Here is a 26,962-nt window from a genome sequence, read left to right as displayed (position 1 = left end):
AGGGATAAAAGACAATAAAGGTGGAATTTAATTCATTTTACAGAATATAATAAGTCGTAAATATTTTTAGTTGCATACGAAGATTTGTTCTTATATGATAGATAGTGAAAGCGTTATCAAAAACAGAGCGGCGATGGGAAAGGCGGGTATATATGTTCCAGCGTGTTCAAACAAAGGAAGAACATTTTTGGTTCGAGCAACTATGGGGAGATTTTTGTGAAGAAAGAAACTTAATGTTCGTAGAACGTAATTTAAATCCATCACGATTTTTATTAATAGAAGATGAACATCATATCGGTACAGTAGAATGTATTAAGTATACGGTACCAGAACAATCAAATTCTGAGTTTTTCTATCCGTTTTCTAAAAATGACTTAGTGAAAGATTTGAAAAATGTATATGAAATAGGCAAGTTAAGTATTGCGAAAACGTCTCGTGGGAGAGGACACTTCAAAAGATTAACAGCTATTTTATTTATGCATGCATTAGAAACGAAAGCAGAATGGTATATTGCAGCAGTTACAAAAAGAATGTATATGTATTTATTAACACTCGGTTTCCCAATTGAACCGATAGATAATCCATTTCAGTTTCATGATACTTTACAAGGTGTACCAGTACGAATTCATGCCCGAAAAGGGGCTACACATTTGTATTCTTTAAAAGAATTTCGAGATGTGATTCAAGGGAATGCTCATGCACAGGCATTAATCGCAGAATACAGTAAAAATATTATGTTAACCAAATAAAACGAAATGAATATGTATAATAAAGAGAATGCTATTTTAATATGAAATCATTCTTCATGAAAAAAGACCCTTATTATTTTAATAAGGGTCTAAAAATTATAATCCAAATATACTAAAAATCATTTTACGGCGCTTCGGTTTTTTTTCTCGTTCATATGTTGGTTTTGTATCAGGAGTAATATATATTGGTTCTTCTTTCTTAAGGGAAACTTCTAGCTTTTGAATTCGCTCTAACATTTCCTCCATTTCACGGCGATGTTGTAAAAGTTGGTACGTAACAACATCATTTGCTTTATCTTGCATTTGTTCTTCCATTCGATCTAGCCTTCTTGTAATAGTGTTTAATTGAGCGGTTAATTGCTCAAAATCATGCGATGATATGTTTTGAACAATTGTGTTTACTTGAGTTTTTAATTCTTCAACATCATTTGATGATGTTTTTTGAGCAGGTTGAGAGCTTTGGGGATGCTCTATTTGTGAAAGATGGTATTCTAACATTTGATCTAAATCATCTTGTGTAAAAATAAAGTGACCATATTTATTTTTTTCTATCGTAAGATTTAATTGTTGTGCAATCCGGACAACAGCTTTTGGGCTAACACCTAATTTTTTTGCGATAAATGGTGTTTTATATTCCAAAATAATCCCTCCTATATATATCCTGTTGAATGATTTCGATCTATGAAGTAAGTTCCCTTCTGGTGTGACAAAAGAAGTGTAGAATCGGCAAAGAAAGTGTTTTTTCACGAAATGAGGCTGTGAAGAATATATCGTGTATATAAAAAACATTGTAAGATTTAGAATCATTTGACTAAGGGAAATGAATTAGATTATCATAATGATAAATATCTTTTTTATGTATGCATATAATATATAAAAAGGTGGTTGCTAATGTAGAATTTTGTTAAAGTATTAGAATGCTTACTTCACTTGAATAAAATTAAGTAGGAGGTGGCTTCCTTGCTTACAATGTAAGTAAGGAAAAGTATTTGGACATATATAGTATAAGTATAGTGATTGTTTTAATTGCCTTAACGGCATTTTTCGTTGCAGCAGAATTTGCAATTGTTAAAGTGCGAAGTTCACGAATTGACTATTTAATTGCAGAAGGAAATAATCGCGCAACACCTGTCAAAACAGTCATTACAAACTTAGACGAATATTTATCAGCTTGTCAGCTAGGAATAACAGTTACAGCTCTGGGGATTGGGTGGTTTGGTAAACCTGCATTAAAGCAAATGTTTGACACTCTTTTTGTAAATTTGAACATTTCTACTCAACTAGCAGACATTTTTGCTGTAATTTTAGTGTTTTTGCTTATTACATTTTTACATGTTGTAATAGGGGAATTGGCCCCAAAAACATTTGCGATTCAAAAAGCTGAACAAGTGAGTTTATTTGTTGCTAAACCGTTAATTTTCTTTTATCGTATGGCGTTTCCGTTTATTTGGCTATTAAATGGATCAGCCCGAATTATTACGAAGTTCCTAGGGTTGAAACCGCCGAAAGGGCACGATGAGGTTCATTCAGAAGAAGAATTACGGTTATTAGTTTCAGAAAGTTACAAAAATGGCGAGATTAATCAGTCTGAATATAAATATGTAAATAAAATCTTTGAATTTGATGATCGTATAGCAAAAGAAATAATGGTACCCCGAACTGAGATGCATATTATAAGTAAAGAAATGCCTGCTGAAGAAGCTTTGCAAAAAATGTCTCGGGAAAAATATACGAGATATCCAGTTGTTGATGGTGATAAAGATCACGTAATAGGTTTTGTAAACTTTAAAGATATTTTCACAGATTTTGTGCAGCATAAGGCGGTTAGTAATAAGAAAGTAGAGCAATATATTAGGCCAATCATTTTAGTTATCGACTCTATCCCAATACACGACTTATTTTTAAAAATGCAAAAAGAAAGAACACATATTGCTATATTGATAGATGAATATGGTGGTACGTCTGGACTTGTTACTGTTGAAGATATTTTAGAAGAAATAGTTGGAGATATTCAAGACGAATTTGATACAGATGAACAGCCAGAAATTCAACAAGTAAGTGAAACGAAAACAATACTAGAGGGAAAAGTGCTTGTTAGTGAAGTAAATACGTTATTAGGTTTAACGATTGATGATAATGGTGTTGATACAATAGGTGGTTGGATTTTAACGAAGAATATAGAAATTGCTGAAGAGGATTTCATTGAAATTGAAAATTATAAGTTTTGTGTGAAAGAATTAGATGGACACTATATTAAGAGATTAGAAGTTACAAAAACTGTAGAATCAATTGTTATGTTAGAAGATGAAAAACAAATTTCATTACAAGAACAAATTAGTTCATAGACTCTGCTATATGGCAGAGTTTTTTTGAGCATAATGTTTTTTGGAGAATAAGGGCTATGATACAATGACATAAGTCAGACCTTTCACTAGGTGAAGTATTGCTGTATACATATATTTGGAAGGAGAAGAATTATGAAAAAGCATTTATATATAAATGGAGATTGGAAGTCTGTAAACACGTATAAACCATTATACGCACCATATGCTGAAGATACATTAGCGGAAATTGCACAAGGAACGGAAGAAGATGTAAAAGAGGCTGTTACTGCTGCAAAAAATGCAATGAAAAAAATGAATACATTATCTGCATATGATCGTGCGACTATTTTAGAGAAGGTTGCACAAAAAATGGATGAAAGAAGAGAAGAATATGCAGAGATTATTGCAAAAGAGGCCGCAAAACCAATTCGTGCTGCGAGGGGAGAAGTAGATCGTACTGTTCAGACATACAAATTTGCAGCGGAAGAAGCGAAGCGTATATACGGCGAGACACTGCCACTTGATGCAGCACCTGGTGCAGATGGCCGTATTGCCTATACAATAAGAAAACCGATTGGGGTTATAGGGGCAATTACACCATTTAACTTTCCATTAAATTTAGTAGCACATAAAGTTGGCCCTGCAATTGCTGCCGGAAATACAGTTGTATTAAAACCAGCTGATCAAACACCATTATCGTCTTATGCATTAGTTGAATTATTTGAAGAGGCTGGATTGCCAAAAGGAGCTTTAAATATTATTTCTGGTCCTGGTTCAACTGTAGGTGAGGCGATAGTTACAAATGATGATGTTGCTTCCATTACTTTTACGGGAAGTCCGAAAGTTGGAATTGGAATTAAGGCAAAGGCTGGGTTAAAGCGAGTTACGCTAGAACTAGGGTCAAATGCTGCTGTTATTATTGATGAAGATGTAGAATTAACGGATGAAATAATTGAACGTGTAAAATGGGGAGCATTTGTTAATAATGGACAAGTTTGTATTTCGGTACAACGTGTTTTTGTACATGAAAAGAGAATGGATGAATTTCTTTCAAAGCTAACGAAAGCGATGGAAACAGTTGTTGTTGGTGATCCACTGCTTGAAGAAACGGATGTATCGGCTTTAATTTCGAAAAAAGATGTAGAGCGAATTGAAATGTGGGTGCAAGAAGCAGTTAAAGCAGGAGCGAATGTTTTATATGGTGGTAAGAAACGTGATGAAAGGATTTTTGAACCAACTGTATTAACGAATGTTCCAGAGCATGTATCTGTTCAGTGCCAAGAAGTATTTGGTCCACTCATGACTGTAAATACATTTAAAGAATTTGATGAAGCAATAGAGAAAGTAAATCATTCGCGTTACGGTCTACAAGCAGGCGTATTCACAAATAATTTGTTCAAAGCAATGCGTGCGATTGATGAGCTAGAAGTTGGTGGTGTCATGATAAATGATATTCCAACGTTCAGGGTAGATCATATGCCTTACGGTGGTGTGAAAGAAAGTGGTACGGGGCGTGAAGGTATTAAATATGCAATAGAAGAAATGACAGAAATGAAATTAGTGTGTATTAAAAAATAAAGTAATTAGAACTTAAACATCGTAATAAAAAAACGAGTAGGAAATGTTTACGATTCCATACTCGTTTTTTATGGTTTGTTTTACGTTTCTCGGAACAATTTCATTTAATCAAGTGTACCTTTTACTTCATTTCTTGTTTGAAAATAGCATCTTCTACATAAATTTGTTCTTTATCTACAGCAGTGCTATGAGATAATACTAAACCGATTGGTGTTTCTGTACCTTTATTTTGAACAATTGTAAAAGGAATATTTTTTTCATTTGCTAATTTGATGTATTTTGATAAATGTGGGTAAGCAATGCCACCATTTAGGAATATTTGTAATGATTGAGAAGAGCGCATGCTACTAGCTACTTCAGAATATACATTACTTTGCATTACTTGACCGATAGTTAAAGCGATTTCCACACGCTCACGTAATGTAGTTAAATACATATTACGTTCTTCTGGTTTGTTCTGCTTTTGGCCGTAAATGCCTTCTTGGAGATAATCTTCCACATTTTTATTTACCATATTTTTCACACCTTTCATTTTCTATTGTACGAAAGAATGAAGCAGGATGCAAAAAAAGTCTCATCAAATGTAAAAAACTTTGAATGAAATGAAGGAAAATGGAATGTATCAATCTAAACAATTAATAAAGTCGTAAAAATTTTATCAACACATATTAACAAAATGTGACAATAATCTATTAACGAATCGCGATTTTTGTGTTAATATTCAAAATATAAAGGGTGTTCGTCGCATGGAAATGGAGGGAATGGGGGTTTTTCCAATCGATAAGGATATTAAAGAAGTATTTTGTTCGCACTTGAAAAACAACAGGCACCAATTCGTTGAGAACTGGAAAAACAAAATGATAATTTCCGATAAAGATCCATTTAAACTAGAAGCAGTTCAAAATGGAGAGGATTTATTAGAGTTAATTATCGAACTTACTATGGAAGAAAAAGATATAGATTATCTTCAGCCATTATGCGAGAAAATTGCTATTGAACGTGCAGGAGCAGATGCGAATATTGGTGATTTTGTTTATAATGCAAATGTGGGAAGAAATGAGCTTTTCGAAGCGATGTGTGAATTAGATGTTAGCGCACGTGAATTGAAACCAATTATGGCTCAAATACATACTTGTTTTGACAAATTAATTTATTATACTGTTTTAAAATACTCGGAAATTATATCAAAAAATTTAGAGGAAAAACAGCAATATATTAACGAAACACATAAAGAAAGGCTGACGATTTTAGGGCAAATGTCAGCTAGTTTTGTACATGAATTTCGTAATCCACTTACTTCCATAATGGGATTTGTCAAATTATTGAAGGCGGATCATCCTAGTTTATCGTATTTAGATATTATTTCGCATGAATTAGACCAATTAAATTTTCGTATTTCGCAATTTTTACTCGTATCGAAAAAAGAAATGTGGACTGAATCAGAACGATTTTGGCTTAATGATTTGTTTCAAGATATTATACAGTTCTTATATCCGAGTTTGGTCAATGCAAATGTTTCGATTGAAAAGAATTTGCCGTATCCAATTTCATTTGTTGGCTATCGGAGTGAAGTGAGACAAGTAGTTTTAAATATATTAATGAACTCAATTGACGCTCTTGAATCAATGAAAGAAGAACGAAAAATTATCATTGACGTATTTGAAGAGGATCAAGTGATTCGAATTGTGATAAAAAATAATGGGCCAATGATTCCAGCTGAAAATGTAGAAACGATTTTTGAACCATTTGTAACTACTAAAAAGTTAGGAACTGGTATTGGGTTATTTGTATGTAAACAAATTGTAGAAAAACATAATGGGTCCATCATGTGCCGTTCAGATAACGATTGGACAGAATTTCAAATTGTATTTCAAAAATAAACAGTCTACACCAAATGAATGGTGTAGACTGTTTTAATTCGTAAGTATAACGGCTTCTAATTTAGGATCTTTCGTTGAATAACCTAAAATTGAAATTGTATAAATGATGTTCGGTTCGACTTTGAAATTCGGTATAGTTAGTAAGACGCTTGGATTATCTGCGAGTGAAACTTCAATATCTGCTGTACCAGGGCTAACTTCTAAAAAATCTGTTATTTGTTTAAATAGTACATTTTCAAATAAATGATCTCCACCTTTTAAATCTATATTTACAACAGGGGTATCTGGAGAAAAATGTGCAAAGCGTATTTTTGCTTGGCCAGCTGGTAAATGTGTATTATCAAGCATAGGTTGTAATTGTAGATGATTATCACTATTTATTGCGGCAAAAGTATAAGTGTGATTTCCCATTATCGGTACTAAAGCTGAAAAAATGGGAGTTTCGTTTCCGACAGGAACAATATCTATACGGTATTTACCTTGCCCTAATGTTAAATAGGGACTAAATTGTTTAAACGAAATATTTTTAATAACCTTTTGCCCGTTTACTAAAATGTCAACTGCAGGTGTATTTGAAGCAGAGTGAAAAAACCTTATGTGTGACGGTAAAGTAGCTTCTTGTGAATCTCTTTTTTCATATGCCTGTACAAGTTTCGTAAGTGCATCATAATATTTCATATATAACTCTACATATTTTTTCGGATTATGAAATTGATAGTAACGAGCGAGTTGTTCGTAACGTGCAGCTTCTTGTCCATATTTTTCGAGTTCAGATTGAGACATGAACATTCCTCCTTTGTCATCATTAAAACTATATGTTTAGCAAGAACGAGGTTATGCGAAAAAATGGTTTTTAAAGGAGAAAATTTGTAATGAAGACGTTGAAATGCATGGTCTGAAATTCTTAAAAAATAGGGGTTTTTTAAATTATAGGCAAATACACATACGAAGTGATAATTGTCCTACATAATTTATAAAGAAATGGTAGTTTGAATTTGAGGGAAGGAGTGACGAATTGGGATGTGGTTATCCCAAAAGTGATTGGGAATGAAGTTATGAAGGATTTTGTGCTATAGTTTTTGATTCATTTTTGCAAGTGAAGGTATTAACCGGTAATAGAGCGTCGTGCCGAACTGATTAATGTGGTTAATCGGTTCTTTTTTTATTGTACTAAACGAACGGTAATGTATGTGGAATATTGGTTTCTATACAAATAATCGCTATGCATTTAGTAAGGATAATTGTCGAATTTTGTTTGAAAATATGCAATATAAAGTAGGTGAATAGGAAGGAGTTTAAAGGGAGTTTCGTCGAAGTTTACACAATGTCGGCAATTGAGCGAGGCTGGCATTATGTTAGAAAAATATTTAGTGAAGCGTTAATTTTATATAAGGGAGGGTTATTTGAGCGTATAGATAAGGGTTGGTCTTCAATTTAAGTTCTGAATTTTCTGTTTTTAAAATTGTATTTAGCACTCATTTGTATATTTTATAATAGTTTTTTGATAAATTCACTGCTTTCGCAGAGGGTTCTTTTTTATGAAAGAAACGTCAATTTTCTTCATATATATATACAAATTGGAGAAATGGGGGAGCGCTATGCGCGATTACTTAATTAAACCACTTGTTGGTCAGCCGTATCCAATGATTTCACATGGAAAAGGTGTGTATTTGTATGATCAAAACGGAAATAAATATTTTGATGGCTCGTCAGGGGCAATTACGGCAGGGATTGGGCATGGCGTAAAGGAGATTGCAGACGTTATCAAAAAACAAGCAGAGGAGATTGCTTTCGTTTATAGATCACAGTTTACGAGTGAACCAGCTGAAAAATTAGCGAAGAAATTAAGCGATTTAAGTGTAGGAGATTTGAACTGGAGCTTTTTTGTGAATAGTGGTACGGAAGCAAATGAAACAGCTATGAAAATTGCAATCCAGCATTTTCAAGAGCGAGGTATTCAAGGGAAGCATAAAATTTTGTCACGATGGATGAGTTATCACGGTATTACGATGGGAGCCTTATCAATGTCTGGGCATCCACTACGCAGACAACGTTTCGTGTCAATTTTAGAAGATTATCCAACTATTCCAGCTCCATATTGTTTTAGATGTCCGGTGCAAAAGGTATATCCGACTTGTCAGCTTGCTTGTGCGACTGAACTTGAAAGATCAATTGAAAGAATTGGAGCAGAACATATCGCAGCTTTTATTGCTGAACCGATTATCGGAGCAGCTGGAGGCGCAGTCGTTCCGCCGAAAGAATATTATAAAGTCATTAAAGATATTTGTAGTCATTATGATATTTTATTTATTGCTGATGAAGTAATGACTGGACTTGGTCGTACTGGCGCATGGTTTGCGATGGAGCATTGGGGTGTAGAACCGGATATTATGACCCTTGGTAAAGGTTTAGGAGCTGGGTATACACCAATGGCAGCGACGGTTGTAAGTGACCGTGTTCTGGAGCCGATTTTACGAGGGTCACGTTCTGTTATGAGTGGGCATACGCTAAGTGCAAATCCATTATCTGCAGCAACAGCGCTAGCTGTTATTGATTATATGGAGAAACATAATCTACCTGAAAAAACAGCTGAAAAGGGAGAGTATTTAATAAAAGGATTACAGAAAGTTCAGCAACAATCGACAATCATTGCGGATGTGCGCGGAAAAGGGTTGCTGATTGGAGTAGAATTGCAACCGTTTACAAAGGCGTCGGAACTTATTTCGGTTGCAGCTAAAAATGGTCTTCTCTTATACCAAGCCGTTTCAGGGCAAGCAGGAAAAGAAGATAGTGCACTGCTTGTGGCACCGCCAATGACAACTACATATTCCGAGTTAGATGAATTACTTTCAATTTTTGCAAAAAGTGTAGAAGAAATGATGCAAAAAGGAGGGCATAGTATCGCATGACAACTATTACGAATACATTCGATAAATTAAAAGAGATTGAGGAAGTAATTTCTTTATTCCACGATGATATGACATTAATGTTTGGGGGATTTGGGGGCATCGGATCCCCTCCATCTTTAATACAGGCGATATTAGAAAAAGGAGTTACAAATTTAAATTTAATAGGGAATGACACAGGATTTCCTGATGTAGGAATTGGTCGTCTTGTTACGAATGAAAGAGTAAAATCGTTAGTTACTTCTCATATTGGTTCAAATCCAAATGCAGGAAGACAACTAAACGAAGGAAGGTTACAAGTTGAATTTTCTCCCCAAGGAACATTAGCGGAGCGTATTCGCGCTGGTGGTGTAGGACTTGGTGGGGTGTTAGTTGATGTAGGTGTTGATACGATTGTAGAAGAAGGAAAACGTACAGTTGAAATGAATGGTAAGACATATTTAGTTGAAACAGCATTAACTGCTGAGGTTGCGATTGTATATGCGAAAAAAGCAGATCCATTTGGTAACCTTGTGTTTGACAAAAGTGCTCGTAATATGAATCCTCACGTAGCTATGGCAGGGGATATAACGATTGTAGAGGCAGAAGAAATCGTTCCACTTGGAAGTTTAGATCCAGAAGAAATTGTTGTCCCAGGAGTATTTGTAAATTATATCGTACCGTCGGAAGGAGTGAATTGGAAATGGGTATGGGCATAGAAGTGAGAGATAAGATTGCTAGACGTGCAGCGAAAGAAATACAAAATGGTATGATTGTAAATTTAGGAATTGGCATACCATCGCTTGTACCGAATCATCTGCCTGACGATATAAATGTTATGTTTCATGCGGAAAATGGAATCGTAGGTATGGGACCTACGCCAAGTAAAGGAAATGAAGACGAAAATTTATGTAACGCAGCGGGTTTGCCAACCTCTCTTATTACAGGAGCAAGTTATTTTGATAGTTGCACAGCGTTTGGGATGATTCGAAAAGGTTTACTAGATATAACAATTCTTGGTTCATTACAAGTAAGTGAGAATGGTGATTTAGCAAACTGGATTGTTCCAGGGAAACGCGTTCCAGGTATTGGGGGAGCGATGGATTTGGCACAAAAGGCGAAGCGAGTCGTTGTTGTGATGAACCATGTTGATAAATACGGAAATGCAAAAATTGTTTCGGAGTGTACATTACCATTAACTTCAAAGAAATGTGTAGATTTAATTATTACGGATATGGCAGTTATGGAAGTGACGCAGGAGGGACTTGTTTTACAAGAATTGATGAGTCCATACACAGTGGAAGATATAAAACAACATACAGAAGCAGATTTTGAAATTGGCTCTAACTTACTAGTAATTGAATGAGGGGAGATGTAATATATGGAGCAATTAAAAAAACAAGTTTGTGATTATATTGAGAGTCATGAAGAGGAAAGCGTAAAATTTTTAAAACGATTAATTCAAGAAAAGAGCGTATCTGGTGATGAAAGTGGTGCGCAGGCAATTGTGATTGAAAAATTACGTGAGCTAGGTTTAGATCTTGATATTTGGGAGCCTTCATTTTCTAAAATGAAAGATCATCCCTATTTTGTATCACCGCGTACAAGTTTTTCAGATAGTCCAAATATTGTAGCGACTTTAAAAGGAAGTGGCGAAGGGAAATCTATGATATTAAATGGACATATTGATGTCGTACCAGAAGGAGATGTGAACCAGTGGGACCATCATCCTTATAGTGGTGAGAAAATAGGAAATCGTATATATGGTCGTGGAACGACAGATATGAAGGGCGGCAATGTCTCACTTATGCTTGCGATGGAAGCAATTATTGAATCTGGTATTGAATTAAAAGGAGATATTTATTTTCAAAGTGTAATTGAAGAAGAAAGTGGCGGGGCAGGAACATTAGCGACTATATTACGAGGATATAAAGCGGATGGTGCCATTATTCCTGAACCAACAAATATGAAGTTTTTCCCGAAACAACAAGGGTCCATGTGGTTTCGCTTACATGTGAAAGGGAAAGCAGCACACGGTGGAACACGCTATGAAGGAGTAAGTGCAATTGAAAAAAGTATGTTTGTTGTAGAACATTTGAGAAAACTGGAAGAGAAAAGAAATGACCGAATTACAGACCCATTATTTAAAGGAATACCAATACCAATTCCAATTAATATTGGGAAAATTGAAGGTGGGAGCTGGCCAAGTTCTGTTCCTGATTCTTTAATTTTAGAAGGAAGATGCGGTATCGCGCCGAATGAGACTATAGAGGCAGCAAAAGAAGAGTTCGAGAATTGGATCGTTGAATTAAATGATGTGGACAATTGGTTTGTTGAAAATCCAGTAGAAGTAGAATGGTTTGGAGCGAGATGGGTTCCTGGTGAACTAGAAGAAAATCATGAGTTAATTACAACTCTCGAGCATAACTTTGTTGAAATTGAAGGGAACGAACCAATTATTGAAGCATCTCCGTGGGGGACTGATGGAGGTTTATTTACACAAATCGCCAATGTACCAACGATAGTATTTGGCCCAGGTGAGACGAAAGTAGCACATTATCCAAACGAATATATAGAAGTTGATAAAATGATAGCTGCCGCAAAAATTATTGCATGTACATTACTAGATTGGTGTGAGGTGAAAAAATGAAATACTATGAATCTTTTAGAGAACAGACGAATGGTTATACAATAGAAGGCGTTTTAGACTATTTTAATAAACGAATTCGAGTAGACCACTGCACAGGAAATATTGAGAGGATTATCCAAACAATTGACGAATTAGCAGAGAAACATTCTTTCACTAAATGTATTGTTAAAGGAAAGGGAGAGCATGTTTCAACATGGCTCTCTTTCGGTTTTTTATTAGAAGCAACGATACCACATTATTTTCAAGGTCACGATGCATACTTCTTCGTGAAATTTAATAATGATGAAAGACGAAATAGTATTCATTGGGCTGAGGAAGATACCATTTTAAGCGGTGTAAAAGCGAAAGAAGTAAAGGAAAAAATAGTTCCAGAGAAATTTCTATTAAGAAAAGCGACAGTAGAGGATGCGGAAGAATTAGCAGCTGTCTTTGGGAAAGTATTTGAAGTGTATCCAACTCCTTTAAACGAAGCGAGTTATGTAAAACAAACGATGAAAGAAGACGATACAATTTACTTTGTGTATGAATTCGAGGGGAAAATAATTAGTACGGCGTCTGCAGAAATGAATATAAAAGAAGGAAATGCAGAATTAACGAATTGTGCTACTTTACCTGAATATCGTAAACATGGGTTTATGAAAAGTTTACTAATTAAGTTAGAAGAAGAACTTCAAGAAAAATCGATTTTCTGCTCGTATACAATTGCTCGATCGCTTTCTTTCGGAATGAATGCGGCATTTCATCAGTTAGGTTATACGTATACAGGAAGATTGGCGAACAATTGCTATATTTTTGATAAGTTAGAAGATATGAATATATGGGTGAAAGATTTGTCTAAATAGTACGGTATAAAAATAGAACGGAATCGTCATGCTTATAATCGCACATAGGTATGCCGAAAATTCGGCATATAATTGCTGGATTTTCGGCAAGAGGGGGGATGACATTGCTAGCAGTTTCGACACAAGAAGTCATTGAAGCGATTTTGGGCAGTATTGATGAGGCAATACACGCAGTAGATGAAAATGGTATTACAATTTTCTATAATACTGTAGCTGCAAAACACGATGGATCAAAAATTGAAAAAGTGTTAGGTAAACATTTGTTAGAAGCGTTCCCTTCTTTATCTAGGGAAACAAGTACGTTGATGAAAGTGTTAGATACAAAAAAACCAATCGTTCATCAAGTTCAGCATTATCAAAATTTAAATGGGGAAGACATTTGTACAGTAAATACAACATTACCTATTTTTATAGATGGAAATATTGCTGGAGCTGTTGAAATCGCAAAGGATTATTCCACAGTTCAAAAACTTACGGATACAATTGTAGATTTGCAGTCGAAAATAAAGCGGTCATCTAGAAAAAAAGCAATCAAAAAGCATGTTGCATTTGAGACGATAGTGACGAATGATGCTCGGTTTAAACAGACGAAAGAATTAGCGCAAAAAGTAGCCCCAACTGATGCAAATGTTTTAATATATGGGGAAACAGGAACAGGAAAAGAGTTATTTGTACAAGCGATTCATGAAGCTTCTAAGCGGAAGAACAAGCCGTTTATTGCACAAAACTGCGCAGCTTTGCCGGAGTCGCTATTAGAAAGTTTATTGTTTGGAACGACGAAAGGTAGTTATACTGGGGCAATTGAACGAGCGGGATTATTTGAACTTGTAGATGGAGGGACATTGTTTTTAGATGAACTGAATTCAATGCCGCTCGATTTACAAGCGAAGATGTTACGTGTATTAGAGGATGGTGTTATTCGTCGAATTGGTGATAATAAGACGAGAAAAGTGGATGTTCGTGTTATTACCGCAATGAATCAGCCACCAGAAGTATGTTTAAGAGAGAATAAAATTCGCACTGATTTATATTATAGATTAAATGTGTTTTCATTATATATTCCGCCGCTACGTGAAAGAACGGAGGATGTATTATTATTAGCGTCTTATTTTTTGAATGAATATAATAAAAGTTATAAAAAAGGTGTACTTCAAATGGATCAGGAAGCGAAAGAAAGACTACAGGCTTACCAATGGCCTGGAAATGTTCGGGAGCTAAAACATACGATTGAACATGCTGTCATTATCGCAGAAGGGAATACATTAACAGCAAATTGTTTACCGCGTGCATTTCGGAAAGAGAATCTTCCAAAGAAGAAGAGAATATTACCGCTTAGAGAAGCACTTCATCAAACGGAGAAGGAATTAATAGATCAAGCGTTAATTGAAACGGAAGGGAATATATTACAAGCTGCAAAAATGTTAGGTATCCCTCGTCAAACGCTTCAATATAAACTGAGTAAGTACGACAAAACCGCCGAATAATTGGCGGTTTTTGTGTGTTTGCACCAATAAAAGAGCTTTTACATATATAAAAAGTAATGAATATGATAGTATGTATGGATTTCATACAATGCTTAAAAATATTTTTTCGCTTATGTAATAGGGTTCTCCGTACATTTACTTATCAATAAAGTAAAGTTGGCATAACTATTGCTTATATAAAGGATGAGCGTATAAAAAGGGGGAATAGCAATGTTACACGATGTATACAAACCAAATCGTCACTGGAAGGATATCGAGTTGTGGAAGGATGTTACTGAAGAGCAATGGAATGATTGGGTTTGGCAATTAACGAATACGATCAAAACGTTAGATGATTTAAAGAAAGTAATTAACTTAACATCTGAAGAAGAAGAGGGCGTTAAAATTTCAACGAAAACGATCCCGTTAAACATTACACCGTACTATGCTTGGCTAATGAATCCTGATGACCCACGCTGTCCGATTCGGATGCAATCAGTACCGATCTCGGAAGAGTTATATAAAACAAAATATGATTTAGAAGATCCGCTTCATGAAGATGAAGATTCACCAGTTCCAGGATTAACACATCGTTATCCTGACCGTGTATTATTCTTAGTAACGAATCAATGTTCTATGTATTGTCGTTACTGTACACGCCGTCGTTTTAGTGGACAAATTGGAATGGGTGTGCCAAAGAAACAATTAGATGATGCAATTGCTTATATTAGTGAAACGCCACAAGTACGTGACGTTTTAATTTCTGGCGGTGATGGACTTCTAATTAATGATAAAATTTTAGAGTATGTATTAAAAAATTTACGAGAGATTCCGCATGTCGAGATTATTCGTATCGGAACAAGAGCGCCAGTAGTATTCCCGCAGCGTATTACAGAAAACTTATGTAACATTATTAAAAAATACCATCCAGTATGGTTAAATACACATTTCAATACATCTATTGAAATTACAGAGGAATCGAAAAAAGCATGTGAAATGTTAGCGAATGCTGGTGTTCCAGTCGGAAACCAAGCAGTAATTTTAGCTGGTATTAACGACAGCGTGCCAATTATGAAAAAACTTATGCATGACCTAGTAAAAATCCGTGTACGTCCATACTATATTTATCAATGTGACTTATCTGAAGGTATCGGTCACTTCCGTGCACCAGTATCTAAAGGTCTTGAAATTATTGAAGGTTTACGCGGACATACGTCTGGTTATGCGGTTCCGACATTCGTTGTTGATGCACCAGGAGGAGGCGGAAAAATTGCGCTTCAACCAAACTATTTAATCTCGCAAAGTGCAGATAAAGTTGTGCTTCGTAACTTTGAAGGTGTAATTACAACGTATCCAGAGCCAGAGAGCTATATCCCAGGAAGAGCAGAAGGGTACTTTAAAGAAATCTATCCAAACTACGAAGAAAAACGTTCAGATGTTGGTATCGCAGGTCTTATGAGTGATAAGAAATTTAACCTTGTTCCAGACGACTTACAGCGTATGAACCGTCGTAAAGACTATGAAGATAATGACACTCATGCATCATTAAAAGATAAACGTGATAAGCGCGACCAATTGAAAGATAAAAAATATCAAGCACAAATGGCTAAATTAGAAGAGAACGACAAAAAAACTGAGGGTGATGCAGTATGAATTGTATGTGGTGTGACGGTACAGAAGCGAAAGAAAGCTTGAATACTGTATATTGGGAATTACCAGATGGTACGAAAGCCATTGAAATCCAAGAGACACCATGCATTTCTTGTTCCTCATGTGGTATGGACTATCAATCAGATCAAACTGTGAAAGAAATAGAAGATCAGTTGTTTTTAATTTATACGAAAGATTTACCAAAACAACTAACATATGAAGAATTAATGGGAAGACCAAGACTACTAAAAAGGAATTATTTCGACTTTTAACCAGCTTTTATGCTGGTTTTTTTCTTTTTTGCCTTGTATAATGTACCCAAGTTAGAAAGGTAGGGAATATTTTTGAAAAAGACATTTTACCACTATATGATGAAGCATCGTGCAGCTTTATTTAGTAATGAAATATCGAATTTAGCAGAGGCAATGTATGATGATTTAAGTTTTCCAAAGCAATCTGAAGATTATGATGAAATTAGTTCATACTTAGAGTTAAGTGGAATGCTAGAAAGTATGTCTATATTTGATGAAGCATGGGATTTGTACATACAAGAGAGATAAAAACTATATGAAATTTTTTGATGTGAAGCTAGTCTATTTGCTAGCTTTTTTTACGTTGTAAATAAATTTTCATATGATGATATTTTTTATTGAAAAAATTTATGAATATACGCTTCTGTGATAAGCGTTTTTATGTAGATTGCATATACTGTTATCAAAATCACGACGTCAAAAAAAGGAGAGATATAGATGGCAAGGAAAAAGCAACCTAAATATAACGTAGGGGACATAGTCGTGATTACGCTATATGGAACCGTTGGTAAAATCACAAATATGAAGGTTTTAGATGGAGTTTACGTATACGAAGTCAATAATCACGATGGATTTTACGTAGAGCAAACATTGCAGCACGTTTCAGAGCAAGATATGAAAAAAGGTGAAACTGAGTGGATTGAATTAAATTATAATTTCACATTTGGTGATCTCGTGCAAGTAACAGGTTATGATAAAGATGTGTTTCGTATTGTTGGTTTTCGTACAGAAGTATGGAGATATAAAAATGACGCATGGGAAGATACAATATATGAATTGTCACGAATTACGGATGGTGAATGGTTAGAAGCGGATGAATCAGATTTAACGTTACTTGCCAATGCTCAAACGGCAAATGCAATTTTGAAGAAAATGAAACAAGATAAAGCTGGCATGAATAAATTAGATTTAGGAAAATTAAAGTCAATTAACAACTCAAAAAAAGTGAGTGTTAAGACAAATCGTCAAGAAATCATTGATGGATTACTTGATATTTATAACGATTACCAATTGTTATTTGATACATTTAAAGATGAAGAATACAAAATTGTTATGGATGTTGTTCATAATTATTTAGTTAAACTGACAGAGAGAAAATAGTTAACTAGAAAGAGAGAATGAATTGAACAACAACATATGCAGTATAAGGTATGCCTACAATTATTAAAAAAATAAAAAGCCATTTAACAAGAGAGTCTGCCCATTGATCTTCATGCATGAACTCTTCTTTTGTTTGCCCTACTTCTTGCTTTACTTCGTATTGGTATTCCATAATTATTTCCCCCTTTTTGATAGCTTGTACTACCATCGTATGCACCTCGTCCAAAGGATATGACCTATAAAAAAAGAAAAACTATTTTTCTAATCTCATATACATAATTTTGAGATTTTTTCATAAAACAGAAATAAAGGAGTGATGCTCATGAAGGAAATTGAAGTCGTAATTGATACGGAAGAGATTGCGGAGTTTTTTTATGAGCAACTAATTGAAAGAGGATACGTTCCAAAACGAGAAGAAATTGAAGATCTCGCAGATATTACATTCGAGTATTTATTAGAGAAATGTATGATTGATGAAGTTTTTGATGAAGAAGATGAGTGAAAGTAACGACGGGCTTAACTCGTCGTTTTTTACTCTTTACAAACTTGTCACAAACATAGCCGACAATTATTGGTATAATTAAAAGAAAATTTTACTCAAGAGGTGAAGGGATGTTCAAAAAAATTATTGATTCTTTATTAGGAAAGAAAAAATATCGTTCGTATTCAAGTAGTGATTATCGTCATAGAGGGCGCTCATATTCAAGTAGCGATTATAAACGACGTTCATCTGGTTATGGGCATCAACATTATAAAAGAAAACGTAAAAGCCGTAGTTTCTTTTCAAGTAGCTGATGAAATGGCGTCATGTACTAGCTTTATTTGATAGACCACTGCGAAAAAATACAATTGTTGCAGGACGTTATAAAATCGAATCAGTAATTGGAATGGGTAGTTATGGGGTTACATATGTCGTTAATGATTTACAAATAAATAGATATAAAGTCTTAAAACAATTAAGACAAAGTAAACAAAGATATGAGTCTGGTAGAAAATCATTTGAACAAGAGAAAATGATTTTGCAAACATTAAATCATCATGCAATTCCTAGTTTATACGATCATTTCGTATGGGAGAAAAAAAGCTTTTTTGTGATGGAATATATGCCTGGTAAAAATTTCGAAGATTATATTTTCTTAGATGGGCATGTATATACAGAACGTGAAGTTTTAAAAATTTTATATGAAATATTAGAAATTGTATCGGTGTTTCATAGTGTAGGTATTATTCACCGAGATTTACGCATTCCAAACATATTAATGAAAGAAAACCAAATTAGTATTATTGATTTTGGATTGGCTAAATTGAAAGGTGAGGGTGATGAACGAGCTACAACTTATGAAGGTGAACAAGCTTTGATGCGAGAAGTTCATTTTCGTAGCGACTTTTATGCGCTTGGTCATTTCTCATTATTTTTATTATATGCAGGCTATGAATCTAATGAAAAACATGAAAAACCATGGTATGACGAATTAACTTTGGAAAATTATAATCGTGAAATGCTTATGCGAATGTTACAAATAAAATCGCCGTACTATGAGAATGTACAAGATTTAAAAAAAGATGTAGCTTTTGCTTTAGAAAGGATGGAGGTTCCATGTTTCAAAAGTTTTTAGCAAGCGTTGGTATTGGTAGTACAAAAGTAGATACAGTTCTTGAAAAAGATGAGTATATTGTTGGAGAAGAGATACTAGGGAAGGTTCATATAACTGGTGGTTCAGTTAGCCAACAAATTGAAAGCATTTACTTAACGTTATCAACATCATATGTACGAGAAGTGGATGATAAAAAAGTAACAGCAACATATGATCTAGAGCGAGTTCGTTTAACAGAACCTTTTTCTGTTGAGCCGAATGAAAAGAAAGAAATTCCATTTTCATTTAAGGTGCCAGTTGAAACGCCACTTACACTTGGAATGAAAACAGTTTGGGTGCATACAGGTCTTGATATTAAACGCAGTATAGATCCAAGTGATCGTGATTATATTCAAGTGTTGCCAAATGCACTATTAAATAGTGTGTTAGAGAGTGTAAATCAATTAGGTTTTAAAGCGCGTCATATAGAATGTGAAGAATTACCGTATCAATTACGTAAGCAAGTTCCATTTGCACAAGAATTTGAGTTTGTTCCTGTTTCCGGACAGTATTATGGGAAATTAGACGAACTAGAATTATTAATCTTGCCAAGTGCTTACGATCGCCTAGAGATTATTATGGAAGTTGACAGAAAATCTCGTGGATTAGCAGGTTTATTTGCAGAAGCGCTGGATCTTGACGAGAAAGTGATTCGCTTTACAGTAACAAATGAAGATATTCCAACGATGAAAGAAAAAATTAACAATTATATTTTTTAATAAACTATGCATAAAAAAGAAATGGAGAGGAAAACTAAAACAACCGCTCCATTTTTTTGCATAGTGAGGTTATGTATGTGAAACGATATCGACATTTATACTTGTTAAGTTTTACGCTACTCATTTGTTTTGTCGTATTATCACTTTCGTATCATACCGCTTGTATTGAGAAATTTGACAATATAGTCGCGCATTTTATTCAAAGTTTTCGAAACGACTATTTGACAGCCTACTTTACTTGGGTGTCTTTTATTGGTTCTAAAAGAGTATATTTTCCGTTACTCATTATTCTTGTAATGTACTTTCTCGTTAGAAAAAAATTGCTTAGTGCATTACTTCTAACAATTAATTATTATGGATCTCGTTATTTAAACAGTATGCTTAAACTATGGTACGAACGAGCAAGACCTGATGTAACGCAGCTTGTTACTGCAACTGGATATAGTTTTCCGAGCGGTCATACGATGAATGCTACTGCTTTTTTAGGATTTATTGCATACGTCACGATTACAGAAGAGCGTATTACATTGCATAAAAAATTGTTGATTATTTTTATAGCAAGCTTTGTTGTATTATCTATTTCAGTTAGCCGAATATATCTTGGCGTTCACTATCCATCTGACATATTAGCAGGCTGGGCAGCTGGCGGTAGCTGGCTCGTTTTATGTGTTATATTTCATAAAGCGTTCATTAAAAAAGAACCTATGTCATAATAGGTTCTTTTTCCATTGGTTCAACATGAATATGTGCATGGTAAATGCCAAACTTTTTCCGAAGCATAGCCTCGATGTTATCAGTAATACAATGACTTTCACCAACATCCATACGAGCATCTACTTCGATTGTAATATCAACGTACGTTTGATTCCCATACATACGCGCTCTAATATCTACGATGTTTTCCACACCACCAATATGTTCAATAGCATCAGCGTACTCTTCCATCTTATCTGGATCGATTCCATCCGTTAGCATATGAGAAGCTTCTACGAAAATCTCCCATGCGGTTTTACAAATAATAAGGCCGACAAGTAGAGCTGCAATCGGATCTAAAATAGGCATTTGGAACTGTGAACCGACAATACCTACTACTGTACCAATACTTACGAGAGCATCTGATAAATTATCCTTTGCAGCGGCCTCTAATGATTTGCTTTTTGTTCGAGCTGCAATCTTTTTCGTATACAAATATACAAAGTACATAACGACAGCAGAAAATAAAGCAACCCATGCAGCAAGGACGTTAGGCGCTGCTTGTTTCGGATTTAAAAAAGATTGAATGGCACTAATAACAACTTCTAATCCGACCGTTGCCATAATAAAAGAAGCAACCAGTGATGCAATTTGCTCCGCACGCGAATGCCCATATGGATGATCTGGGTCACGAGGTTTACGAGAGATTTTTAGACCAATTAATATCGCCAAAGAAGCACCGATATCCGTTAAGTTATTTAAACCGTCAGCACGTAATGCGCTAGAGAGGGTAATATAACTGATGATGATTTTCATAGAGGATAAAAATATGTAGGCCATAATGCTGACAATCGCACCTTTATCAGCTTCTTTATGAGAAAGAGTATCCATTTTAATCACTCACCTTTCTGCAAGGAATTTCTTTCTATAAATAGAGTATCAAACGAAACTCGTGTGGGTCTATACAAACATTGTTGACGTTTTATAGCTTTTTAAGAAGTGGATAACAAAGTTTCGTGAAGGAAAAATATGTTGTAAGGTGCAAAGTTAGGGTGTGAAATTAATTGGGATTGATTTACAATTAAAGGGTGGGGGTAAGCGGATGAAAAAACAAATATTTTTCTTACTATGTTTTGTTCTTACAATAACTGGGTGTAATTCATCAAATATCGAGAATGTGAAGGAACATAATATTTCTAAAGTATCCATATCTACTTTTAATGGCTTCGGTGGATTAAATGAAAATTATTTTCTAAACGTAGAAGACAAACAAATAATCAGTGGAATTAATAATATGTTTAGTGACATGAAAAAACAAAAGAGAAAAGGTGAAATACCACAATATGATATACTAATTACATATGAAAATAGTGATACGAAGGGTATACATTTATACCTTGGAGATGAAGGAGAAAGGAGTGTAATTATGTACATTGGTCATGAAGACACAGCATATTACACTTCTGAAGATATGACGAAACAACTACGAAAGATAATTGTGAAAAAAGAGAAAACCCTCTGAAAAATATTTTTCAGAGGGTTTTCATCTTAGTATGCTTCTAAAAACTCAGTAACTTGTTCTTCAGTTTTTGCGTTAGCACTATGTAAGTGGCCTAGCTTCTCATCATTTTGATATACAAGTAAACTTGGAATACCCATTACTTGATACTCCTCAGCGATACTTGGGAACTCATCTTTATTAATAGAATACCATTCAAACTTATTGAACTCTTCCATTACATCCCCGATAAAATTGTCCATACGTACGCAATCTGGGCACCATGTAGTAAAGAACTTAACAACTACTGGCTCCTCACTTGCGATGATGTCTTTGAATTCCTGTTCAGATTTGATTTCTTTCATGTTTTGTTTCTCCTTTTTCACTATCAATATTTTTGGTTGTTTAGCTGGTGTATTTGCTATGAAATGAAAACTTCTAACGAGAGTTTTTCTTTTCGAATAATTCGTTAGCAAATTGATCCACCGCAGTTTCTTGAAGTCCTGGTATAACATGTGAGTAGGTATCCAGTGTGATTCTACTCTTTTATTTCCTAGTCGTTCATTTGCTATTTTCAGATATGCATCTTAATTCTAGAAATGAATATTAGGAACCTCACTTTTCTTTATAAGCTTTTTCGTGAGCTGTGTCAAACTTCTGAAATTATAAGGTTACTATTATAAGTAGGATAAATTGAATTGTATTCATGTTAGCCATTACTATAACATTCTTTTTCTCAGATATTTTTATGAGATGTTTATGAAGCAGCAATAAAGTAATGTCGGATAAAACAAGCAATCTTTTTCCAGCACTTAGAGAATGTAAACGGTGGATGATCATTACTCATAAATTTTATGAGTGAATTGAACAACAAGCAGGAAATTCAAAAATTGATGTAGGGGATGCATGTATGAATTTAAAGGAATCGTTATAAGAACTTATTCGTGAAGTTGTGAGAGAAGAGGTTAGGGCGGCGTTAGCTGAGTTCCAGCAACAATCACAACCAAATAAAGTAATGTGGATGAAAGAAGTGCGAGTAACAAGAGGGAGAATTGCTGCACTGTATAGAGCGAAAGAAAAACATGATGTGGAACGAGAAAGGAATCGTAAGAACATCTTAGGAATTATTCAGCGGTTAAGAAGTCAGGCGGTTAATGTAGATGTGGTAGAAAGAGATCATTATATTATTCTTTCAGAGGGGGGAATTAGGATGTTGAGATGGATCGTAAAGAAACTGTTTTCAAAAAACGCCCACCCTGCATTGTTTTTGAGAAACAAGAAGGTGAGCTTAAACGAAACGAATTGGATTTGTGAAAATTGTGTCCAAATTAAGCGTGAACAGGGTATTGAAAGAAATGACTATACCATTTGCATCTTATTCCATAAATAACAAAGTTGGTGAGCTTCTGATTCAAGTGCTATTAAATGATCATTATTAATAGAGTTATTCGTATACATTCTGTTCTTTTGGATGTTAAGGACCGTATAATTCACATCGTTATGTTCATTTGAAAATGTTGATTCATTTAATAACGTCAGTGTTGAGTTGATGTTATATTTATCAATTCGCTCTTTTTTTCCTTTGAAAAACAGTTTAATAAGATGCGGCTCATCATTAATGAGCAAACCGAGTTCAGGTGATGAGCGGACGATTAAATTATCTGATAACCAATGTGATTTACCTGGATCAAACCAAGAGACGTCTTTGTTTTTAATAAATTTTTTGTACTGCTTTATAACATCAATATAGTTTTGCTTTTTCTTCTGGTCAACAGTTTGTATTAATGTTTCAAAATATTCAAAAGGTAGTTCGTTTTTATGAAATTTAATAATAGTTTCTCGTAATTGTTTCCAGTAATCAAAAACTGGGTGATATTCAGGTTGAGATTTTAGATTCTTTACAAAATTTGTTTTTGCTGCACTACTTTTCAGTGTGAAGTCTAAAAATTGTGTAAGTCCCACCTTAATTTCCGCCATGTTACACCCCCTTTCCAAACATTACTAATTCGATATTGAAAAGGGAAATCCTGCATTTTTAAGGAGGTGAACTAGATGCTAGAAAAATCGATGTTCATGCACAATGGCCATTGTAAAGCTGATCCAGAAATGCCAATTAATTTTATATATTTAGCCAAGGTGCGTGAATTTCGTGCCTTTTGTGTTTCTTATTGAGTATTGCTAATACGAAAAAAGGTCCTGTTGTTTCCAACAGGACCTTTCCTAAAATGGCAAAGAGTAACTCTTACCTTACTCTTCTCGTATATAATACCTGAAAAAGATAGATGTGTATACAACAAGAAATTCCAATATAATTATTCGAATATAGTGTTTAAAAATAATAAGGTGGGATTTAAAATAAGGAATTAAATTACAAATGTTGATTTATCAATTGGTTTGAATGTTTTTCTATCAACTTGTAGTAAATAAAGTGATATTGAGATAATAAGATATGTAATTTTGCATACCGGATTGTAAAGTTGAATAAGGGTGTACATGATCTAAATGATACGGAAGTTGAGGAGAGTAATACTGAAATTTCATTAACTTGTTTACTGTGTGAAATAAATTCATTTGAATAGAAGCAAAAATAGAGGTTTGCCTTAGACATTTATGAAGGTTAAGAATATTTATAACGAAAGGAGTAAAATACACAGGTCTGATTTTTGTAATGATGGAGGGAATTGTTGTGGACATAACTCAAAGTATGGCACGAATCGTGGTTAATGGGAAAGATCTTCTGTTTCGTTCAGTTAGAACTTCTGTATGGAATCAAGGGCCTGTAAATGATTTAATTGTTTCGACAAACCTGAGAGTTGAGGAGCTTTATCAGTTTATGTGGTCGCAAGTGCCAGTTATGCTTGCGATGTATTTTCTTCAGGGTGCGGACTTAATGAGGTTTGCTAGAATTATTGGGATTAATCAAAGTGTAACAGGAGAATACATTTATCATTTCTCTTGGGGGTAAAACGAATTTATAGTAGCTTAACAGCTGCTTTTTTATTTTGTAAGGAATTTTAGGAGATGATGCATATGAGGTTAGGAAAATAAGATTAGAGTGTGATATAGGTAATTTATTACTATGTTTAAAGTTCGTAAAGATACTCAGTGACTTTTCTTAATACAAGGGGTTTTACAAACTAATGTATAAAAGTATATATACGAAAAATGAAATGAATCGAATTTTGATTATGACTAATATCCTTTCCATGAATATTGCGATTTTAAAAAAGTAAATAGGGGGACCGCTTTTTTGTCCCTCTGTTTTTTTAATATTATCCACAAATAGTTCCAGTTGCTATACCAGTTAGAGCAAGCCTTACTGGGACCGTATCTATAACTGTATTTGTAACAGTATTGATAACAGAAACAGTTTGAATTTTTAACAGGTAGATGTGTGAGTGAATAGGATGAAAGTAATTACTTAATGTTGGGATAGGTTATAAATGGAGAACCAACTAAAAGAAATATTTGGTGCATTGATAGCAGCTATAGGTACAATAACTTCCGCTATTGGAAGTACACCGTTCTATTTTATAAGTAGTAATGTAAGGGAGGATTTAAATATATATGGAAACACATTACAAGCAGTTGGTAACGCTTTAGAGGCTGATGGTCAAGGAGAAATATCTCTTGAAAAAATCGGAAATGAAATTCAATCAATTGGTAATGTAACTGTAATATCTGGATTGGTTATTGAGTTTAAAGATGAAACAAAAATAAAATTAGTGATTGCTGGGAATTGGACACAGGCTTTAGGAGGACTTACAGCATTAGCAGATGAATTTGAAGATGCTTCAGATAAAGATGAATCTTTTAATATTGTAGGAAACTTATTGCAAGCTATAGGGAATTCATTGCAGGCAATTGGAGGGATTTATGAACTGAAAAGTATTAGAAGAGAGCGGCAGGATAGTAAAGACGAACTAGTAAATGATACGGAGGGGAACTTAGACAATCAAGTAAATAGTGAGCTGGATAAAAAGAAAGAAGGACAGTCAATAGATACCATAGGCAGTTGGATCCAAGCTGTAGGTTCTGTATTTTCATTAATTGGACAAATACGTGAAGAAAGTGAGGAATTAGAAGGGAGCGATTGATAGACTAGCTTAAAAAATAAAATTGTAACTATCTTTTAAAATAATAAATGGTGATTTTTACTTTTTTTGATGAACCATTTTTATATAAAAATCATATAATATGTTGTAGGACAAGTAACCAGCTTATAAACTATTAAATACTCAATGAGATTACCTTTTGTATATCTTCGCATCTACTGATTCAGATGCTCTTTTTTATCGAACAAAACGCCCATTATGATAGGAGGTTAATAATGGGGATGACATTAGAGGAATTAGAAAAGTGTTATATTAAAGCCTTAATTGAGGGAGCAGAGTACGTAGCTGTTCAGATTGAAATGGATGGATTTCAAAGTGATGAAGTAATTATTAACGACAAATATAATATAGATTCTGAATTAAAGTATTATAAGAAAACATACAATGAAAATTTAGAACATAGATGGACCCCAGGGATTCGTATTATAGGTTTTGCATATGGCTATTCGTTCTCAGAAATTCTACATGAATTAGGATTGCTAGTGAAGTAATGATTAAACAAATAGCAGTTATTGTACGTGATGCCGTGATTTTAATGGCGTCTTTTTTTGTTGTGAAGGAAAGATAAAAATAAAAAAGAGAGCTTAAACCCTCTTTTTAATAAATACCTAACTTTTATGCACAGATTGGAATCCCTAATGCTATTAAAGTCAATGCTACTTGAAGTGAAAGTTCTAATCTCGCAATTTCGATTCCAGCAACTGATACCACTAAAAGAGGTTGTCCATTAACGAACAAAACACAACTTTCCATGCTTACACCTCCTTTCTAGTAATCTACTACAGTATATGAATTAAATTTAAAAATGTTATATATTAATAGATTAATTTAATAAAATTGATAAATTAATCTATTATATAAAGTGACTTT

The 26,962-nt window shown here is 34.2% G+C and carries 31 protein-coding genes and 2 pseudogenes; 24 read left to right on the top strand and 9 right to left on the bottom strand.

Translation table 11 applies throughout. The features are described from left to right. Positions 1 to 152 precede the first annotated feature (152 nt). Positions 153 to 749, top strand: coding sequence for a hypothetical protein (locus tag ACYVEC_RS17155; RefSeq protein WP_016088027.1), 597 nt, complete (start codon positions 153 to 155; stop codon positions 747 to 749). 96 nt (positions 750 to 845) lie between these two features. Here ACYVEC_RS17155 and racA read toward each other — a convergent pair whose 3' ends face one another. Then, positions 846 to 1,388: a chromosome-anchoring protein RacA gene (racA, locus tag ACYVEC_RS17150; RefSeq protein WP_063223434.1), complete on the bottom strand. Its 543-nt coding sequence runs from the start codon at positions 1,386 to 1,388 to the stop codon at positions 846 to 848. A gap of 350 nt (positions 1,389 to 1,738) precedes the next feature. Between racA and ACYVEC_RS17145 the strand changes: the two genes are divergently transcribed. Both ACYVEC_RS17145 and ACYVEC_RS17140 read left to right on the top strand, forming a co-directional pair. Beyond that, positions 1,739 to 3,094, top strand: a complete 1,356-nt coding sequence (locus tag ACYVEC_RS17145) for a hemolysin family protein (RefSeq protein ID WP_063223433.1) — start codon at positions 1,739 to 1,741, stop codon at positions 3,092 to 3,094. A gap of 132 nt (positions 3,095 to 3,226) precedes the next feature. Next, the gene (locus ACYVEC_RS17140; protein WP_063223432.1) at positions 3,227 to 4,651 is read left to right on the top strand and encodes an aldehyde dehydrogenase family protein; all 1,425 of its coding nucleotides are present in this window, start codon (positions 3,227 to 3,229) and stop codon (positions 4,649 to 4,651) included. A gap of 121 nt (positions 4,652 to 4,772) precedes the next feature. Here the strand turns inward: ACYVEC_RS17140 and ACYVEC_RS17135 are convergent, their stop codons facing one another. Then, a complete protein-coding gene (locus ACYVEC_RS17135; protein WP_063223431.1) occupies positions 4,773 to 5,165 on the bottom strand; it encodes a YueI family protein in 393 nt (130 codons plus the stop codon). Between the two features lie 232 nt (positions 5,166 to 5,397). Here ACYVEC_RS17135 and ACYVEC_RS17130 point away from each other — a divergent pair, with 232 nt between their 5' ends. Next, a complete protein-coding gene (locus ACYVEC_RS17130; RefSeq protein WP_080468540.1) occupies positions 5,398 to 6,531 on the top strand; it encodes a BA2291 family sporulation histidine kinase in 1,134 nt (377 codons plus the stop codon). A gap of 33 nt (positions 6,532 to 6,564) precedes the next feature. On the opposite strand, the gene ACYVEC_RS17125 is transcribed toward ACYVEC_RS17130, so the two are convergent. Continuing rightward, complete coding sequence (locus ACYVEC_RS17125) at positions 6,565 to 7,314, bottom strand: DUF4397 domain-containing protein (RefSeq protein ID WP_098556360.1); 750 nt, start codon at positions 7,312 to 7,314, stop codon at positions 6,565 to 6,567. 815 nt (positions 7,315 to 8,129) lie between these two features. Here ACYVEC_RS17125 and ACYVEC_RS17120 point away from each other — a divergent pair. From ACYVEC_RS17120 to ACYVEC_RS17075, 10 genes are all read left to right on the top strand, one after another. Beyond that, the gene (locus ACYVEC_RS17120) at positions 8,130 to 9,440 is read left to right on the top strand and encodes an aspartate aminotransferase family protein (RefSeq protein ID WP_275719552.1); all 1,311 of its coding nucleotides are present in this window, start codon (positions 8,130 to 8,132) and stop codon (positions 9,438 to 9,440) included. Then, positions 9,437 to 10,135 carry an acetate CoA-transferase subunit alpha gene (atoD, locus tag ACYVEC_RS17115; protein WP_063223428.1) on the top strand — a complete coding sequence of 233 codons (699 nt, stop codon included), beginning with the start codon at positions 9,437 to 9,439 and terminating at the stop codon, positions 10,133 to 10,135. Before ACYVEC_RS17120 ends, atoD begins: the two co-directional genes overlap by 4 nt. Then, entirely contained in the window at positions 10,120 to 10,782 is a 663-nt protein-coding gene (locus ACYVEC_RS17110) for a CoA transferase subunit B (RefSeq protein WP_063223427.1), read from the top strand. Before atoD ends, ACYVEC_RS17110 begins: the two co-directional genes overlap by 16 nt. Before the next feature lie 15 nt (positions 10,783 to 10,797). Further along, positions 10,798 to 12,066 (top strand): peptidase, encoded by a 1,269-nt coding sequence (locus ACYVEC_RS17105; protein WP_098556364.1) that lies wholly within the window; start codon positions 10,798 to 10,800, stop codon positions 12,064 to 12,066. Beyond that, positions 12,063 to 12,908, top strand: coding sequence for a putative beta-lysine N-acetyltransferase (gene ablB / locus ACYVEC_RS17100; protein ID WP_063223425.1), 846 nt, complete (start codon positions 12,063 to 12,065; stop codon positions 12,906 to 12,908). Before ACYVEC_RS17105 ends, ablB begins: the two co-directional genes overlap by 4 nt. A gap of 98 nt (positions 12,909 to 13,006) precedes the next feature. Beyond that, positions 13,007 to 14,392, top strand: coding sequence for an arginine utilization transcriptional regulator RocR (rocR, locus tag ACYVEC_RS17095; protein ID WP_098556366.1), 1,386 nt, complete (start codon positions 13,007 to 13,009; stop codon positions 14,390 to 14,392). Between the two features lie 210 nt (positions 14,393 to 14,602). Then, on the top strand, positions 14,603 to 16,024 hold the full coding sequence (gene kamA / locus ACYVEC_RS17090) for a lysine 2,3-aminomutase (protein WP_098556368.1): 1,422 nt from the start codon (positions 14,603 to 14,605) through the stop codon (positions 16,022 to 16,024). Further along, on the top strand, positions 16,021 to 16,293 hold the full coding sequence (locus ACYVEC_RS17085; protein ID WP_063223422.1) for a YokU family protein: 273 nt from the start codon (positions 16,021 to 16,023) through the stop codon (positions 16,291 to 16,293). Before kamA ends, ACYVEC_RS17085 begins: the two co-directional genes overlap by 4 nt. Positions 16,294 to 16,365: 72 nt before the next feature. Continuing rightward, positions 16,366 to 16,581 (top strand): YozE family protein, encoded by a 216-nt coding sequence (locus tag ACYVEC_RS17080; RefSeq protein WP_000750725.1) that lies wholly within the window; start codon positions 16,366 to 16,368, stop codon positions 16,579 to 16,581. 189 nt (positions 16,582 to 16,770) lie between these two features. Continuing rightward, a complete protein-coding gene (locus tag ACYVEC_RS17075; RefSeq protein WP_063223421.1) occupies positions 16,771 to 17,433 on the top strand; it encodes a hypothetical protein in 663 nt (220 codons plus the stop codon). Between the two features lie 4 nt (positions 17,434 to 17,437). Here the strand turns inward: ACYVEC_RS17075 and ACYVEC_RS17070 are convergent, their stop codons facing one another. Beyond that, a complete protein-coding gene (locus ACYVEC_RS17070; protein ID WP_064774808.1) occupies positions 17,438 to 17,605 on the bottom strand; it encodes a DUF3930 family protein in 168 nt (55 codons plus the stop codon). 150 nt (positions 17,606 to 17,755) lie between these two features. Between ACYVEC_RS17070 and ACYVEC_RS17065 the strand changes: the two genes are divergently transcribed. From ACYVEC_RS17065 to ACYVEC_RS17045, 5 genes are all read left to right on the top strand, one after another. After that, positions 17,756 to 17,935 (top strand): YozD family protein, encoded by a 180-nt coding sequence (locus ACYVEC_RS17065; protein ID WP_000658451.1) that lies wholly within the window; start codon positions 17,756 to 17,758, stop codon positions 17,933 to 17,935. A 110-nt stretch (positions 17,936 to 18,045) separates the two neighbouring features. Beyond that, entirely contained in the window at positions 18,046 to 18,228 is a 183-nt protein-coding gene (locus ACYVEC_RS17060; RefSeq protein ID WP_016088012.1) for a hypothetical protein, read from the top strand. Further along, the gene (locus tag ACYVEC_RS17055; RefSeq protein ID WP_063223420.1) at positions 18,228 to 19,049 is read left to right on the top strand and encodes a serine/threonine protein kinase; all 822 of its coding nucleotides are present in this window, start codon (positions 18,228 to 18,230) and stop codon (positions 19,047 to 19,049) included. The genes ACYVEC_RS17060 and ACYVEC_RS17055 overlap by 1 nt, the downstream gene beginning before the upstream one ends. After that, positions 19,031 to 19,786: a sporulation protein gene (locus ACYVEC_RS17050; protein WP_063223419.1), complete on the top strand. Its 756-nt coding sequence runs from the start codon at positions 19,031 to 19,033 to the stop codon at positions 19,784 to 19,786. The genes ACYVEC_RS17055 and ACYVEC_RS17050 overlap by 19 nt, the downstream gene beginning before the upstream one ends. Before the next feature lie 77 nt (positions 19,787 to 19,863). Further along, positions 19,864 to 20,499 (top strand): phosphatase PAP2 family protein, encoded by a 636-nt coding sequence (locus ACYVEC_RS17045; protein ID WP_063223418.1) that lies wholly within the window; start codon positions 19,864 to 19,866, stop codon positions 20,497 to 20,499. On the opposite strand, the gene ACYVEC_RS17040 is transcribed toward ACYVEC_RS17045, so the two are convergent. Next, complete coding sequence (locus ACYVEC_RS17040) at positions 20,489 to 21,370, bottom strand: cation diffusion facilitator family transporter (protein ID WP_063223417.1); 882 nt, start codon at positions 21,368 to 21,370, stop codon at positions 20,489 to 20,491. The genes ACYVEC_RS17045 and ACYVEC_RS17040 overlap by 11 nt on opposite strands. Positions 21,371 to 21,581: 211 nt before the next feature. Between ACYVEC_RS17040 and ACYVEC_RS17035 the strand changes: the two genes are divergently transcribed. Further along, complete coding sequence (locus ACYVEC_RS17035) at positions 21,582 to 22,001, top strand: hypothetical protein (RefSeq protein ID WP_063223416.1); 420 nt, start codon at positions 21,582 to 21,584, stop codon at positions 21,999 to 22,001. Positions 22,002 to 22,027: 26 nt separating this feature from the next. On the opposite strand, the gene ACYVEC_RS17030 is transcribed toward ACYVEC_RS17035, so the two are convergent. Next, positions 22,028 to 22,342, bottom strand: coding sequence for a thioredoxin family protein (locus tag ACYVEC_RS17030; RefSeq protein WP_063223415.1), 315 nt, complete (start codon positions 22,340 to 22,342; stop codon positions 22,028 to 22,030). Positions 22,343 to 22,415: 73 nt separating this feature from the next. Beyond that, positions 22,416 to 22,775, bottom strand: a pseudogene (locus tag ACYVEC_RS17025) (site-specific integrase). Positions 22,776 to 22,917: 142 nt separating this feature from the next. On the opposite strand from ACYVEC_RS17025, the pseudogene ACYVEC_RS17020 reads away from it, so the two are divergent. Continuing rightward, positions 22,918 to 23,007: pseudogene (locus tag ACYVEC_RS17020) on the top strand (helix-turn-helix domain-containing protein); the annotation flags it as partial. Between the two features lie 329 nt (positions 23,008 to 23,336). On the opposite strand, the gene ACYVEC_RS17015 reads toward ACYVEC_RS17020, so the two are convergent. Further along, positions 23,337 to 23,954, bottom strand: a complete 618-nt coding sequence (locus ACYVEC_RS17015; protein WP_063223413.1) for a hypothetical protein — start codon at positions 23,952 to 23,954, stop codon at positions 23,337 to 23,339. A 691-nt stretch (positions 23,955 to 24,645) separates the two neighbouring features. Here ACYVEC_RS17015 and ACYVEC_RS17010 point away from each other — a divergent pair. The 3 genes from ACYVEC_RS17010 (at position 24,646) to ACYVEC_RS17000 (ending at position 26,583) form a co-directional block, all read left to right on the top strand. After that, on the top strand, positions 24,646 to 24,942 hold the full coding sequence (locus tag ACYVEC_RS17010; RefSeq protein ID WP_063223412.1) for a hypothetical protein: 297 nt from the start codon (positions 24,646 to 24,648) through the stop codon (positions 24,940 to 24,942). 478 nt (positions 24,943 to 25,420) lie between these two features. Further along, the gene (locus ACYVEC_RS17005) at positions 25,421 to 26,074 is read left to right on the top strand and encodes a DUF6944 family repetitive protein (RefSeq protein ID WP_063223411.1); all 654 of its coding nucleotides are present in this window, start codon (positions 25,421 to 25,423) and stop codon (positions 26,072 to 26,074) included. A gap of 233 nt (positions 26,075 to 26,307) precedes the next feature. Beyond that, positions 26,308 to 26,583, top strand: coding sequence for a hypothetical protein (locus ACYVEC_RS17000; protein ID WP_063223410.1), 276 nt, complete (start codon positions 26,308 to 26,310; stop codon positions 26,581 to 26,583). Between the two features lie 124 nt (positions 26,584 to 26,707). On the opposite strand, the gene ACYVEC_RS16995 is transcribed toward ACYVEC_RS17000, so the two are convergent. After that, positions 26,708 to 26,845 (bottom strand): DUF3956 family protein, encoded by a 138-nt coding sequence (locus ACYVEC_RS16995; RefSeq protein ID WP_000443219.1) that lies wholly within the window; start codon positions 26,843 to 26,845, stop codon positions 26,708 to 26,710. Between the last annotated feature and the right edge of the window lie 117 nt (positions 26,846 to 26,962).

The sequence above is a fragment of the Bacillus sp. MN7755 genome, assembly GCF_054771475.1.
This window is presented reverse-complemented; position numbering and strand designations above follow the sequence as displayed.

Bases quoted from the DNA above. Each gene is read 5' to 3' on its own strand.
- ACYVEC_RS17155 (WP_016088027.1), top strand. From the start codon at position 153: ATGTTCCAGCGTGTTCAAACAAAGGAAGAACATTTTTGGTTCGAGCAA.
- ACYVEC_RS17140 (WP_063223432.1), top strand. From the start codon at position 3,227: ATGAAAAAGCATTTATATATAAATGGAGATTGGAAGTCTGTAAACACG.
- ACYVEC_RS17135 (WP_063223431.1), bottom strand. From the start codon at position 5,165: ATGGTAAATAAAAATGTGGAAGATTATCTCCAAGAAGGCATTTACGGC.
- ACYVEC_RS17130 (WP_080468540.1), top strand. From the start codon at position 5,398: ATGGAAATGGAGGGAATGGGGGTTTTTCCAATCGATAAGGATATTAAA.
- ACYVEC_RS17125 (WP_098556360.1), bottom strand. From the start codon at position 7,314: ATGTCTCAATCTGAACTCGAAAAATATGGACAAGAAGCTGCACGTTAC.
- ACYVEC_RS17120 (WP_275719552.1), top strand. From the start codon at position 8,130: ATGCGCGATTACTTAATTAAACCACTTGTTGGTCAGCCGTATCCAATG.
- atoD (WP_063223428.1), top strand. From the start codon at position 9,437: ATGACAACTATTACGAATACATTCGATAAATTAAAAGAGATTGAGGAA.
- ACYVEC_RS17110 (WP_063223427.1), top strand. From the start codon at position 10,120: ATGGGTATGGGCATAGAAGTGAGAGATAAGATTGCTAGACGTGCAGCG.
- ACYVEC_RS17105 (WP_098556364.1), top strand. From the start codon at position 10,798: ATGGAGCAATTAAAAAAACAAGTTTGTGATTATATTGAGAGTCATGAA.
- ablB (WP_063223425.1), top strand. From the start codon at position 12,063: ATGAAATACTATGAATCTTTTAGAGAACAGACGAATGGTTATACAATA.
- rocR (WP_098556366.1), top strand. From the start codon at position 13,007: ATGACATTGCTAGCAGTTTCGACACAAGAAGTCATTGAAGCGATTTTG.
- kamA (WP_098556368.1), top strand. From the start codon at position 14,603: ATGTTACACGATGTATACAAACCAAATCGTCACTGGAAGGATATCGAG.
- ACYVEC_RS17085 (WP_063223422.1), top strand. From the start codon at position 16,021: ATGAATTGTATGTGGTGTGACGGTACAGAAGCGAAAGAAAGCTTGAAT.
- ACYVEC_RS17075 (WP_063223421.1), top strand. From the start codon at position 16,771: ATGGCAAGGAAAAAGCAACCTAAATATAACGTAGGGGACATAGTCGTG.
- ACYVEC_RS17070 (WP_064774808.1), bottom strand. From the start codon at position 17,605: ATGGAATACCAATACGAAGTAAAGCAAGAAGTAGGGCAAACAAAAGAA.
- ACYVEC_RS17065 (WP_000658451.1), top strand. From the start codon at position 17,756: ATGAAGGAAATTGAAGTCGTAATTGATACGGAAGAGATTGCGGAGTTT.
- ACYVEC_RS17060 (WP_016088012.1), top strand. From the start codon at position 18,046: ATGTTCAAAAAAATTATTGATTCTTTATTAGGAAAGAAAAAATATCGT.
- ACYVEC_RS17055 (WP_063223420.1), top strand. From the start codon at position 18,228: ATGAAATGGCGTCATGTACTAGCTTTATTTGATAGACCACTGCGAAAA.
- ACYVEC_RS17050 (WP_063223419.1), top strand. From the start codon at position 19,031: ATGTTTCAAAAGTTTTTAGCAAGCGTTGGTATTGGTAGTACAAAAGTA.
- ACYVEC_RS17040 (WP_063223417.1), bottom strand. From the start codon at position 21,370: ATGGATACTCTTTCTCATAAAGAAGCTGATAAAGGTGCGATTGTCAGC.
- ACYVEC_RS17035 (WP_063223416.1), top strand. From the start codon at position 21,582: ATGAAAAAACAAATATTTTTCTTACTATGTTTTGTTCTTACAATAACT.
- ACYVEC_RS17030 (WP_063223415.1), bottom strand. From the start codon at position 22,342: ATGAAAGAAATCAAATCTGAACAGGAATTCAAAGACATCATCGCAAGT.
- ACYVEC_RS17015 (WP_063223413.1), bottom strand. From the start codon at position 23,954: ATGGCGGAAATTAAGGTGGGACTTACACAATTTTTAGACTTCACACTG.
- ACYVEC_RS17010 (WP_063223412.1), top strand. From the start codon at position 24,646: ATGATGGAGGGAATTGTTGTGGACATAACTCAAAGTATGGCACGAATC.
- ACYVEC_RS17005 (WP_063223411.1), top strand. From the start codon at position 25,421: ATGGAGAACCAACTAAAAGAAATATTTGGTGCATTGATAGCAGCTATA.
- ACYVEC_RS17000 (WP_063223410.1), top strand. From the start codon at position 26,308: ATGGGGATGACATTAGAGGAATTAGAAAAGTGTTATATTAAAGCCTTA.
- ACYVEC_RS16995 (WP_000443219.1), bottom strand. From the start codon at position 26,845: ATGGAAAGTTGTGTTTTGTTCGTTAATGGACAACCTCTTTTAGTGGTA.